This is a genomic window from Nonomuraea antri (assembly GCF_013283785.1).
Lineage (GTDB): Bacteria > Actinomycetota > Actinomycetes > Streptosporangiales > Streptosporangiaceae > Nonomuraea > Nonomuraea antri.
In genome coordinates this window covers 1-10,943 of the sequence record NZ_JABCPZ010000305.1, presented here as the reverse complement: position 1 = coordinate 10,943, position 10,943 = coordinate 1, and the positions used below count along the sequence as shown (strand labels likewise).

The window sequence follows — 10,943 nt, the reverse complement described above, 5'->3', positions numbered from 1 at the left end:
CCCCAGAGCCACCCCACGCCCGGTCCGAACACACCGCCCTCGGCTCACCACCGCCCACACCGGATCACCCCGGGAACGGACCGCCTCGGGAACGGGCAACCTTGGAGCGCGGGCCGCCGCGGACACGGTCCCCCTGAGACACGGGCCGCCCCTGGGACACGGGCTGCCCTGGGGAACCGCTCCCCTCGGGACGGGTCCTTGGGGGCGGCTCCCCTCGGGAACGGGCAACCTTGGAGTGCGGGCCGCCCTGGGAAACAGGCAGCCCTGGGAAACAGGCAGCCCTGGGGAACGGGCCGCCCTGGGGAACGGCTCCCCTCAGGGGCAGGTCCCTGCGGGCGGCTCCCCTCGGGAACGGGCCGCCTTGAAGAACAAGCAGTCTTGAAGAGACGGCTCCACGGGGGACTGGCCCCCTTGGTGACGGGTCCCCGCGAGCGGCTCCTCCTGGGGGTCCCATCGCGAGGGGCCTTCGCGGCCGTGCCGGGCCAGGCCGTGCCGGGCCAGGCCGGGCCGTGCCGGGCCGGGCGGCCCGTCGCCAACCGTGCGGGCGCGGGAGGAAATGCGAAGAGCCGCACCCGCGAGGCGGGTGCGGCGTCTACGTCAGCGCGCCTGCGGGCCTACAGGCCGGCGGCCGTGCGGAGGGTCTCGGCGCGGTCGGTGGACTCCCAGGAGAAGCCCTCGCGACCGAAGTGCCCGTACGCGGCGGTCTCCGAGTAGATCGGCCGCAGCAGGTCCAGATCCCGGATGATCGCGGCCGGGCGCAGGTCGAACACCTGCAGCACCGCGTCCTGGATCTTCTCCACCGGCAGCTTCTCGGTGCCGAAGCACTCCACGAACAGCCCGACGGGCTGCGCCTTGCCGATCGCGTACGCCACCTGCACCTCGCACCGATCGGCCAGGCCCGCCGCGACCACGTTCTTGGCCACCCAGCGCATCGCGTACGCCGCCGACCGGTCGACCTTCGACGGGTCCTTGCCGGAGAACGCGCCGCCACCGTGACGGGCCATGCCGCCGTACGTGTCGATGATGATCTTGCGGCCGGTCAGCCCCGCGTCACCCATCGGGCCACCGATCTCGAACCGGCCCGTCGGGTTGACCAGCAGGCGGTACCCCTCGGTGTCGATCTCCACCTCGGCCAGCACCGGGTCGACCACGTGCTCCTTGATGTCCGGCGTCAGCATCTCCGCCAGGTCGATCTCCGCCGCGTGCTGCGTGGAGACCACCACCGTGTCGAGCCGCACCGGACGGTCGCCGTCGTACTCGATGGTGACCTGGGTCTTGCCGTCGGGACGCAGGTAGGGCACGGTGCCGTTCTTGCGCACCTCGGACAGGCGCTGGGCCAGCCGGTGGGCCAGCATGATCGGCAGCGGCATCAGCTCGGGCGTCTCGCGGCAGGCGTAGCCGAACATCAGGCCCTGGTCGCCGGCGCCCTGACGGTCGAGCTCGTCGGCGTCACCGCCGATGCGGTGCTCGTAGGCGTCGTCGACGCCCTGGGCGATGTCGGGCGACTGCGCCCCGATGGACGTCGAGACGCCGCAGGAGGCGCCGTCGAAGCCCTTGTGGGAGGCGTCGTAGCCGATCTCGAGGATCTTCTCCCTGATGACGCCGGCGATGTCGACGTAGGTCTCGGTCGTCACTTCACCCGCGACGTGGACCTGGCCGGTAGTGATCAGCGTCTCGACCGCGACCCGGCTCTTGGGGTCGTCCTTGAGCATGGCGTCGAGAATCGCGTCACTGATCTGGTCGGCGATCTTGTCCGGGTGGCCTTCGGTGACCGACTCGGAGGTGAACAGGCGACGTGACAACTCAGTGGCTCCTCATGCAGCGGCTGCTGACGGATGTGAGGCCCGGGACGCGTTGGACGCCGCAGGGCCTCGCCGAAGTCTAGCCCTACCCGGTGCCCTGTCGCGAAACAGGCCGCCTTCATCCCGTGTTCACAGGTCCGGAAGGGGGTCGGGGGGCAGGGTCTCGGGCGCGAACACCTCGGCGTCGGCGGCCGAGACGACCGCCGCGTACTCCTCGTCGAACTCGAAGGCCATCGGCCCCAGTTCGATCACCGGGCCGGGCATCATCGGCCCCAGCCTGGTGTGACGCGGGTAGGCCGCGTACACCGAGACGGGACGGTCGCTTCTGAGCGTCTTGGTCGCCAGCACCGAGATGGCCGCGTCGGTGACCACGATCAGGAAGTTCCCCGCCTCCGGCGGTCCGACGGCCTGCGCGGGGAAGACGTACCGGATCTCCCCACGGTTCCCGAGCAGCGTTCGACAGCGTTCCCTGACAGCGGAACTCACCGGCATGCCGTCCCCCTTCGTCCCAAGTATCCGCATGGGTCATGGGATGTATCAACAGGGCATCCGGTAATTAATCTTGTACGGTTCCGCCGGGCAGGTCAGGGCAGGCGGGGGGCGACCAGGTTCCAGACGGCGTCGGCCACGTCGTCCTTGGGGCCGCGCGGCACCTCGACCGGCTCGCCGCCCGCGACCAGGACGGTGGCGGCGTTGTCGGGCGTGCCGAAGGCCAGGTTCTCCCCGACCTGGTTGACCACGAGCAGGTCGCAGCCCTTGCGGGCGAGTTTGGCCTGGCCGTTGGCCAGGACGTCGTGGGTCTCGGCGGCGAAGCCGACGATCACGCGCGGGTGCGGCGTGCCGGCGGCTCTGGCGGCGCGGCGGCGCTCGCCCAGTTCGGCGAGGATGTCGGGGTTCTTGGCCAGCTCGATGGGTGCGGGCTCGCCGTCGGTCTTCTTGATCTTCACGTCGTGCCGCGCGGCGGGACGGAAGTCGGCGACGGCGGCGGCCATGACCACCACGTCGGCGTCGGCGGCGGCGGCGAGCACGGCCTCGCGCAGGTCGGCCGTCGACTCCACCCGCACCACCTTGGCCCCCGCCGGGTCGGGCAGCGAGACGTTCGCGGCGACCAGGGTGACCTCGGCCCCCCGCGCCGCCGCGGTGCGGGCCAGCGCGTATCCCTGCAGCCCGGACGAGCGGTTGCCGATGTAGCGGACCGGGTCGATGGCCTCGCGGGTGCCGCCGGCCGAGACGACGACCTTGCGCCCGGCCAGGTCGTTCGGGCTGCCGCGCAGCACGCGCAGGCAGACCTGGAAGATCTCGGCGGGGTCGGGCAGCCGGCCGGGGCCGGTGTCGGCCCCGGTGAGCCGGCCCACCGCGGGGTCGATCACGATGGCGCCGCGCGCGCGCAGCGTGGCCACGTTGGCCGCGGTCGCCGGGTGCTGCCACATCTCGGTGTGCATCGCGGGCGCGAACACGACCGGGCAGCGGGCGGTCAGCAGCGTGTTGGTGAGCAGGTCGTCCGCGAGCCCGTGCGCGGCCTTGGCCAGCACGTTCGCGGTCGCGGGCGCCACGACGACGAGATCGGCGCGCTGGCCGATCCGCACGTGCGGCACCTCGTGCACGCTCTCCCACACGTCGGTCGTCACCGGGTGGCCCGACAGGGCGGCCCAGGTGGGCTCGCCCACGAACTTCAGGGCCTCGCGGGTCGGGACGACCCGCACCTCGTGCCCCGACTCGGTGAACAGGCGCAGCAGCTCACACGCCTTGTAGGCGGCGATGCCGCCGCTGACGCCCAGGACGACCTTCATGGAAGGGGTCAGACCGCGCCTTCGATGGGCTCGGCGTTGAGCAGGCCCTCGGAGACCTCACGCAGTGCGATCGACAGCGGCTTCTCCTGGGCGTGCGTCTCGACCAGCGGGCCGACATACTCCAGCAGGCCTTCGCCGAGCTGGGAGTAGTACGCGTTGATCTGGCGGGCGCGCTTGGCCCCCATGATCACCAGGGAGTACTTGCTGTCGACGATGTCGAGCAGCGCGTCGATCGGCGGGTTGGTGATGCCCTCCGCGGCCGGGGCGATTCCTGCCACGATGTGTCAGACCTCTCGGTTGGTGGATGTCGTGACCCCCTGAGGGTCAGTCATCAAGGCTATCAGCCGGTGGCACACATCTTGGACGCTCGTGTTCACCAGCGTGAGGTCGAATTCGGACTCGGCGGCCATCTCGACGCGTCCCGCGTCGAGGCGGCGGGCGATGACGTCCTCCGGCTCGGTGCCGCGGCCGCGCAGCCGCTTCTCCAGCTCCTCCCAGGTGGGCGGGGCCAGGAAGATCAGCAGGGCGTCGGGCATGGTGCCGCGCACCTGCCTGGCGCCTTCGAGGTCGATCTCCAGCAGCGTGGGGACGCCCGCGGCGAGCTTGGCCAGCACCGGCTCGCGTGGCGTGCCGTACTTGTTGCCCGCGAACTCCGCCCACTCCAGCAGCTCGCCGGCCTGGACGAGCCGGTCGAACTCGACGTTGTCGACGAAGAAGTAGTGCACCCCGTCGACCTCGCCGGGCCTGGGCCTTCTGGTGGTCACCGAGACCGACAGCCACACCTCGGGGTGTGCCCGCCGGAGCTCGGCGACGACCGTTGACTTGCCGACGCCCGACGGCCCTGAAAGGACCGTCAGGCGCCTCTCGCTCTGGGGCGGGAAGCCGACCTCCACTCCGGATCCGACTGCCTCATGGGCCCTTGCGATGCCGGACCAGGACCTGTCGGTCACTTCCTACCCCCCGTTGAACCTGCGCTTACGTGTGGAAACGAGATTAGCTCTCGTTGCCACCGAACTCGCGCTCGAGGGAGGCCCTCTGGTTCGCGCCGAGACCCCGCACGCGGCGGGACTCGGCGATGGCGAGCCGCTCCATGAGCTGCTTGGCGCGGACCTTGCCCACGCCGGGGAGCGATTCCAACAGGGCCGACACCTTCATCTTGCCGATGACGTCGTCGGTCTGCCCATCCTTGAGCACCTCAGCCAGAGAAACCGCGCCATGCTTGAGCCGGTTCTTGACCTCGGCACGCTCTTTACGGGCCTTGGCAGCCTTCTCCAGGGCTGCGGCGCGCTGCTCAGGGGTCAGGGGAGGAAGAGCCACGCCGGGTCACCTCGAATTTCTGTCGATGTACTCGGACGGGAAGGGAAACTAGCTGGTCATTGCCCCCTAAGCAACGTCAAGAGCGGTTTCTCTCGTCACAAAATCCACTTCATCACTCTCCGTGTTGGGAAAAATACATAGCGCTGATCAAATCGCCCTCACTTCCCCGTTTCCGTGACCGCGCGGGACGCGGCGGCGGCGAGCAGCGAAGATCATTTTTGTGCCGGGCGAAGGTGTCCGAAATCGGCGTCAGACCTGGACCGAAACCTCGCCGCGATCTTGCCCGCGAGCGGGCCGGGCGTGCATTATGATCTTGGCAGAGCCGCCCGGGAGCGGGCCGGCTCAGGCGTGCGGTCGTCCTGCGGCGGACAGGAAGATCGTCCGCCGGGTGGCGCGGGCCTCGCGCGCCGCCGCGACACGTGCCGCCGTGGCCGCGGAGACCCGAGAGGCGATCTCGTCCCACGGGCGGAACGCGGCGTCGTCGATCTCGTCCGCCTGCAGCCTGATGCGGGACGGGTCGGTGACGACACCGCCGTCGAACACGAAGACGACCATCGGGCGCACGCGCTCGCCGGCCGGTGGGAGCCAGTCGACCACCAGCAGCCCGCCCAGGGGCACCGTGAGGCCGACCTCCTCGGCGACCTCCCTGAGCGCGCAGGCGTGCGGCGGCTCACCGGCGTCCGCGCCGCCGCCCGGCAACGTCCAGTGGGTGCGGTAGCCCGGCTTGACCAGCAGGACGCGGTCGGCGTGGTCGGTGAGGAGCATGCCCGCCGACAGGTGCACGGTGGGCAGCGTCTCGTACCACTCGGCCGGCGTCATCAGGGACTCGCTCACCCGTTCACGCTACTCCGCGGCCTCGCTCCACGACCTCACTCCGCGGCCGCGCGGAGGGCGGTGGCCGTGCCGTCGATCAGGGCGGTGACGCCGTAGCCGAAGGTCTGCTCGCCGAGCAGGTCGCCGCCATCGCGGACGGCCACGGCCAGCGGCGCCGACTCCCCGCCTGGCAGCAGCCCGGCCAGCGCCGCCGACCACTCCTCACGCGCCCCCTCGCGCCCGCCGCCGGAGCGTTCAGGCTGTTCCCGCAGGACGAGCTGTTCCTGCAGGACGAACCCGGTGACGTACCGCGACAGCGCCGTGATGGCCCGCAGGGCCAGCACCGGGGTGAAACCGCAGGCCACCATGGCGGCCAGCTCCCGATCGAACATCCTGATCGCCTCGGGCCCGAGCCGGGAGTCGGCCACCAGGCGGGCGCCGTCGCGGTGGGCCAGCAGGATCGCGCGGTAGTTGTGCGCCCGGCGCGTCAGCCACTCCTGCCAGCTCTCGCCCTCGCCCGGCGGCCCCATCCCGCCGGCCAGCAGGATCGACTCCGCCATCCGGTCGAGCAGTTCCTGCTTGTCGCGGAAGTGCCAGTAGAGCGCCGGCGACTTCACGCCCAGCTCGGCGGCGAGCCTGCGGGTGGACAGCCCGTCGAGCCCGACCTCGTCGAGCAGTCTCAGCGCGGCCTCGATCACCGTCTGCCTGGTCAGGCCCTGGCGCGGCGTCCGTGTCTCGTCCATCCCTTGACACCTTATCAGCGCTAAGGCAGCTTATCAGTGATAAGTGAAGTCATTCGGCGAGGACGGCGGAGACCCATGTCCGATCGACTGCGCAGCCCCTCGGCCAGGACGCTGCTGACCTGCGGCGTGGTCGCGGGGCCGCTGTTCGTCCTGGTGGTGCTGGTCCAGGACTACACGCGGCCGGGCTTCGACCCCCGGCGGCACCCGCTCAGCCTGCTGAGCCTCGGCGACCTGGGATGGGTCCAGATCGCCAACTTCATGATCACCGGGGTGCTCTTCGCCGCGTCCGCCGCCGGGCTGCGCCGCGCGCTCGCCGCCGGTCCGGGACACACCTGGGGTCCGCTGCTGATCGGCCTGTACGGGATGGGCCTGGTGGGGGCCGGGGTGTTCGTGTCCGACCCGGCCTTCGGCTATCCGGCGGGCGCGCCGGCCGGGCTGCCAGGGACGACGAGCGCGCACTACGTCCTGCACGGGGTGTCGTTCGGCGTGGTGCTGGTGTCGCTGATCGGGGCGTGTTTCGTGTTCGCCCGCAGGTTCGCGGCACAGGGGGCGCGCGGCTGGGCGCTGTACTGCGCGGCGACCGGGGTCGCGCTGCCCGTCTGCTACGCGCTGGCGGGCCTGTACTCCGGCAACGGGGCCGATCCCGGGCCGCTGAGCCTGTGGCTGCGGGCGATCGCGCTGCTGGGGTGGCTGTGGGCGGCGGCGCTCGCCCTGCGGGTCCGCACGCTGTCAGAGGGACGGGGTGCGACCCGATGACGCTGTCGCGTGGCCGGACGCCGTTCAGGCCCGGCGCGCGGCGTCCGCGAGCACGTCCAGCAGGTGGGACCAGCCGGCGCCGGTCTCGTCGCCGAGGGACGGCGGCAGGCCGCTGTGGCGCACGGCGAGGACCGTGCCGTCGCCGTCGGCGGTCAGGGTGATCTCGACCAGGGAGGAACCCGGCGGAATGTCCGGCGCGCCCGGGGTGTCCTCCCAGCCGAAGGTGAACACGATCCGCTCGTGCGGCACCAGCTCGACGAACTCGCCGCGCATCACCGGCCGCGGGCCCTCGTGCATCGACACGCGCAGGCTGCCGCCCTCGCGGGCGTCCAGCTCGGCCGTGCCCCACCACCGGGCCAGCCGCTCCGGGTCGGTGAAGAACCGCCACACGGTCTCGGGCCTGGCCTGGATCCGCAGGCTGCGTTCGATCGTCCGGTCCTGCGCGGCTGTCACGCTGATCCCTCCTTGGCGCCGGGACGCGCGCGTTCCTCACGTTCCGCCACCTGCTTGAGCCGGTCGAGCGCGCCCGACCACATCGTGTCCAGGAACGCCGCCGCGTCGGCAAAGCCCTCGGGACGCAGCCGGTAGAGCCTGCGGTTGCCGTCGCGGCGGACGTCCAGCAGGCCCGCGCCGACCAGGATGCGCAGGTGCTGCGAGACGGCGGGACGACTCATGCCGGGGACGTGCGCCGCGATCTCGCCGGCGGCCACCTCACGCTCGCGCACCAGCACGAGTATCGCCCGGCGGGTCGGGTCGGCGAGCGCTCGCAGCGCCTCGTCCACGGTCACGCCCCTTGATTGCGCGTCGCTCGATGACAATGTAAGTATTTAAGCAACATCTTACATACCTTTCCGGGCAGAGGGGAACGATCATGTCGTACGAGACCGGGCCGCCGAAGGAGAACGACCGGCTGAACGCGCTGACCGGACGGTGGCGCTCACACGGCCGCACGGTCGCCGCGGACGGTGAACCCCCGATCGAGATCTCGGGCACCGACGACTACACGTGGCTGGCCGGGGGGTTCTTCCTGGTCCACCGGGTGGACGTGCTGATGGGCGGCGACCGGGTCGAGGCCGTTGAGATGATCGGCCCGTACGACCCGGAGACGGACGCCTACCCGGCGCGCTCGTTCGACAACGCGGGGAACTTCACCACGATGCGGGCGAGCGTGACCGACGACGGCGGGTGGACGTTCGCCGGCGAGAACGAGCGGGCGACGCTGACGATCGAGCCGGACGGCCAGAGCATGACCGCCCGGTGGGAACGCACAAGCGACGGCCGGGAGTGGACGCCCTGGATGAACATGACCTTCACGAGGACATGACCTTCACGAGGACATGAGCCCGCGTTACGCGACGAGCGCCCCGCTCCGAGCCAGGCGGTGCAGTTCCCTGGCCGTCTCGTCCGGACGTTCGAGATGCACGTCGTGCCCCGCGCCCGGCACGGTGACGAACCTGGCGCGCGGCAGCAGCCGGCGCATCTCGGCCACCTCTTGCGCGGGCAGCACGCCGCGCTCGCCCAGCAGCACGCTCACCGGGCACGTCAGCCCGGACCAGGCGGCCCAGTTGGCCCGGCGGGTGTGATCGGTGATGACGTTCACCAGCGTGTCGCGGTCGAAGGCGGGGCCGAGGCCGCCGTCCGCGGCGACCAGGCCGGTGGCCCACCCCTCCCCCACGCGCCCGCCGCCGAAGAACGCCACCGCGTCGCGGCGTCCGGCGAACGGCCGCGGCCACGAGTCGAGCCACCCGGCGATCTGCCCGGGCAGCTCGGGGCCTCCCGCCTCGGCCCCGGCCTCGACCAGCAGCAGCGCCCGCACGAGGTCGGGACGCGCGGCGGCGGCCTGCAGCGCGGTGACGCCGCCCAGCGACTGCCCGGCCAGGATCACCGGGCCCACGCCGAGCCCGCTGATCACGGCGGCCACGTCGGCGGTGAAGGCGGCACGCGAGGTGTCGGCGGGACGTGGCTCGCTGCGCCCGTGGCCGCGCTGGTCGAGTGCGATGAGGCGGTAGTGGCCGCGGAGCAGGCGGGCCAGCGGCTCCCACTCGCCGGACTGGCCGGCCAGGCCGTGCAGGAGCAGCGCGACAGGCCCGGGGCCGCCGCTGTCGTGGCAGGCCAGGCGCACGCCGTCACGTTCGATGGTCGTCGTCGTCCACACGGCCGACCACCTTACGCGGGCCCGCGGAGACGCCGTGAACCGCCTCCGGCGAGCCCCCCGAGCCGGGTGGTCAGGAGGGGATCGTGCGGCGCAGGGAGGCCGCGATGGCCGCCGCCGTGGCCCCCGGGTCGGCCGAGCCGGTGATCGGGCGGCCGATGACCAGCAGGTCGGCGCCGTCGGCCAGGGCCTGCTCGGGCGTGGCCACCCGGGCCTGGTCCTGCGTGGCCGCCCCGGCGGGGCGCACGCCGGGCGTGATGAGCGTGATGTCGGGCCCGACCTCCTCGCGCACGGCCGAGACCTCGTGCGGCGAGCACACGAGCGCGGTCGCCCCGGCGCCGACCGCCAGCGCGGCCAGGCGCCTGACCACGTCGTCGGCCGGGCCGGACATGCCGATCCCGGCCAGGTCCGCCTCGCTGAGGGAGGTCAGGATGGTCACCGCGGCGATCTTGGTGTGCGGGGCGCTCTCGACGGCCGCCCGGATCATGGCGGGCCCGCCGGCCGCGTGGACGGTGAGGATCGCCGGCCGCAGCCTGGCGACGGCGCGGGTGGCCCCGGCGACCGTGTTCGGGATGTCGTGCAGCTTCAGGTCGAGGAACACCTGGACGCCGCTGGCGCCGCGGACCGAGGCGATCACGTCCGGACCGTAGCGCAGGTACAGCTCCAGCCCGACCTTCACCGTGCTGACGTGCGGCGTCACCAGGCCCGCCCACCGGGCGGCGGTCTCCAGGTCGGGGGCGTCGAGTGCGACGGCGATGGGTGCGGGCGTCAAGGGGTGCTCTCCTCGGTGTCGACCAACAGGTGCCGGGGCGCGCTGCCCGGCGGGCGGTGTGCCAGGCCGACGGCGTCGGCCAGGCGCTGCAGGCCACGGGCCCGCAGCAGGTCCTCGAGCTCGCGCTCGATGCGCAGGCAGGCGTACGGGTCGTGGAACAGCGCGGTGCCGACGCCGACCACGCAGGCCCCGGCCAGGATGAGCTGGAAGGCGTCGCGGCCGCTCATCACGCCGCCGATGCCGATCAGCGGCACGCCGGGCAGCGCCGCGTAGACCTGCCACACGCAGCGCACGGCCAGCGGCAGGATGGCCGGGCCCGACAGCCCGCCGGTGACGGCGGCCAGCGACGGGCGCAGCGCCTCGGTGTCGATGGCCATGCCCAGCGGGTTGTTGATCATGGACAGCGCGTCGGCGCCGGCGTCGACGCACGCCTTGGCCACCGAGACGATGTCGGCCACGTCGGGGGCGAGCTTGGCGATGACCGGCACGTCGTAGCGCATGATGGAGCGCACCGACGCGATCACCTCGGCCGCGGCCCGGCCCTCGCGGGCGAAGACGCGCCCGCGGTCCTCCATGTTCGGGCAGGACAGGTTCACTTCGAGCGCGGTCACCCCGGGCGCGTCGGCGAGCCTGCGCGCCAGCTCGGAGTACTCGGCGACGGTGCCGCCGCCGATCGAGACGATGGTCTTGATGCCGCGCTGGGCCAGCCAGGGCAGCTCGCGTTCGAGGAACGCGTCGATGCCCGGACCCTGCAGCCCCACGGCGTTCAGCATGCCCGAGGGGGTCTCGGCCATGCGG

15 protein-coding genes are annotated in these 10,943 nt (G+C 72.2%); 2 read left to right on the top strand and 13 right to left on the bottom strand.

Annotation, left to right across the window (positions count from 1 at the left end):
* Positions 1-614: 614 nt before the first annotated feature.
* The 8 genes from metK to HII36_RS49720 all read right to left on the bottom strand — a co-directional run bounded on the left by metK (position 615) and on the right by HII36_RS49720 (position 6,465).
* Positions 615-1,802: a methionine adenosyltransferase gene (metK, locus tag HII36_RS49755; protein ID WP_173530408.1), complete on the bottom strand. Its 1,188-nt coding sequence runs from the start codon at positions 1,800-1,802 to the stop codon at positions 615-617.
* A gap of 129 nt (positions 1,803-1,931) precedes the next feature.
* Positions 1,932-2,294: a hypothetical protein gene (locus tag HII36_RS49750; RefSeq protein WP_173530407.1), complete on the bottom strand. Its 363-nt coding sequence runs from the start codon at positions 2,292-2,294 to the stop codon at positions 1,932-1,934.
* A gap of 92 nt (positions 2,295-2,386) precedes the next feature.
* Positions 2,387-3,592 (bottom strand): bifunctional phosphopantothenoylcysteine decarboxylase/phosphopantothenate--cysteine ligase CoaBC, encoded by a 1,206-nt coding sequence (coaBC, locus tag HII36_RS49745; RefSeq protein WP_173530406.1) that lies wholly within the window; start codon positions 3,590-3,592, stop codon positions 2,387-2,389.
* A gap of 8 nt (positions 3,593-3,600) precedes the next feature.
* On the bottom strand, positions 3,601-3,870 hold the full coding sequence (gene rpoZ / locus HII36_RS49740; protein ID WP_173530405.1) for a DNA-directed RNA polymerase subunit omega: 270 nt from the start codon (positions 3,868-3,870) through the stop codon (positions 3,601-3,603).
* Between the two features lie 6 nt (positions 3,871-3,876).
* Positions 3,877-4,485: a guanylate kinase gene (gene gmk / locus HII36_RS49735; protein ID WP_173530404.1), complete on the bottom strand. Its 609-nt coding sequence runs from the start codon at positions 4,483-4,485 to the stop codon at positions 3,877-3,879.
* A 100-nt stretch (positions 4,486-4,585) separates the two neighbouring features.
* Positions 4,586-4,909: an integration host factor, actinobacterial type gene (gene mihF, locus HII36_RS49730; protein WP_020541698.1), complete on the bottom strand. Its 324-nt coding sequence runs from the start codon at positions 4,907-4,909 to the stop codon at positions 4,586-4,588.
* A gap of 342 nt (positions 4,910-5,251) precedes the next feature.
* Positions 5,252-5,743, bottom strand: coding sequence for an NUDIX hydrolase (locus tag HII36_RS49725; protein WP_328808252.1), 492 nt, complete (start codon positions 5,741-5,743; stop codon positions 5,252-5,254).
* A 35-nt stretch (positions 5,744-5,778) separates the two neighbouring features.
* The gene (locus HII36_RS49720; protein ID WP_173530403.1) at positions 5,779-6,465 is read right to left on the bottom strand and encodes a TetR/AcrR family transcriptional regulator C-terminal domain-containing protein; all 687 of its coding nucleotides are present in this window, start codon (positions 6,463-6,465) and stop codon (positions 5,779-5,781) included.
* A gap of 75 nt (positions 6,466-6,540) precedes the next feature.
* Here HII36_RS49720 and HII36_RS49715 point away from each other — a divergent pair, with 75 nt between their 5' ends.
* Positions 6,541-7,221 (top strand): DUF998 domain-containing protein, encoded by a 681-nt coding sequence (locus tag HII36_RS49715; protein WP_173530402.1) that lies wholly within the window; start codon positions 6,541-6,543, stop codon positions 7,219-7,221.
* 24 nt (positions 7,222-7,245) lie between these two features.
* Here the strand turns inward: HII36_RS49715 and HII36_RS49710 are convergent, their stop codons facing one another.
* Together HII36_RS49710 and HII36_RS49705 are read right to left on the bottom strand one after the other, a co-directional pair.
* Positions 7,246-7,674 carry an SRPBCC family protein gene (locus HII36_RS49710; protein WP_173530401.1) on the bottom strand — a complete coding sequence of 143 codons (429 nt, stop codon included), beginning with the start codon at positions 7,672-7,674 and terminating at the stop codon, positions 7,246-7,248.
* Entirely contained in the window at positions 7,671-8,009 is a 339-nt protein-coding gene (locus HII36_RS49705; protein WP_328808251.1) for an ArsR/SmtB family transcription factor, read from the bottom strand. Before HII36_RS49705 ends, HII36_RS49710 begins: the two co-directional genes overlap by 4 nt.
* Before the next feature lie 83 nt (positions 8,010-8,092).
* Here HII36_RS49705 and HII36_RS49700 point away from each other — a divergent pair, with 83 nt between their 5' ends.
* The gene (locus HII36_RS49700; RefSeq protein ID WP_173530400.1) at positions 8,093-8,545 is read left to right on the top strand and encodes a DUF1579 family protein; all 453 of its coding nucleotides are present in this window, start codon (positions 8,093-8,095) and stop codon (positions 8,543-8,545) included.
* A gap of 24 nt (positions 8,546-8,569) precedes the next feature.
* Here HII36_RS49700 and HII36_RS49695 read toward each other — a convergent pair whose 3' ends face one another.
* The 3 genes from HII36_RS49695 to HII36_RS49685 all read right to left on the bottom strand — a co-directional run.
* Positions 8,570-9,376, bottom strand: coding sequence for an alpha/beta fold hydrolase (locus HII36_RS49695; protein ID WP_173530399.1), 807 nt, complete (start codon positions 9,374-9,376; stop codon positions 8,570-8,572).
* Between the two features lie 70 nt (positions 9,377-9,446).
* Positions 9,447-10,145 carry an orotidine-5'-phosphate decarboxylase gene (gene pyrF / locus HII36_RS49690; RefSeq protein ID WP_173530398.1) on the bottom strand — a complete coding sequence of 233 codons (699 nt, stop codon included), beginning with the start codon at positions 10,143-10,145 and terminating at the stop codon, positions 9,447-9,449.
* On the bottom strand, positions 10,142-10,943 hold an 802-nt coding region (locus HII36_RS49685; RefSeq protein WP_173530397.1), incomplete at its 5' end, for a dihydroorotate dehydrogenase. The genes HII36_RS49685 and pyrF, both read right to left, overlap by 4 nt.

Excerpts from the sequence above, each read along its gene's own strand:
- coaBC (WP_173530406.1), bottom strand. The coding sequence starts at position 3,592 with ATGAAGGTCGTCCTGGGCGTCAGCGGCGGCATCGCCGCCTACAAGGCG.
- HII36_RS49715 (WP_173530402.1), top strand. The coding sequence starts at position 6,541 with ATGTCCGATCGACTGCGCAGCCCCTCGGCCAGGACGCTGCTGACCTGC.
- HII36_RS49750 (WP_173530407.1), bottom strand. The coding sequence starts at position 2,294 with ATGCCGGTGAGTTCCGCTGTCAGGGAACGCTGTCGAACGCTGCTCGGG.
- HII36_RS49700 (WP_173530400.1), top strand. The coding sequence starts at position 8,093 with ATGTCGTACGAGACCGGGCCGCCGAAGGAGAACGACCGGCTGAACGCG.
- HII36_RS49720 (WP_173530403.1), bottom strand. The coding sequence starts at position 6,465 with ATGGACGAGACACGGACGCCGCGCCAGGGCCTGACCAGGCAGACGGTG.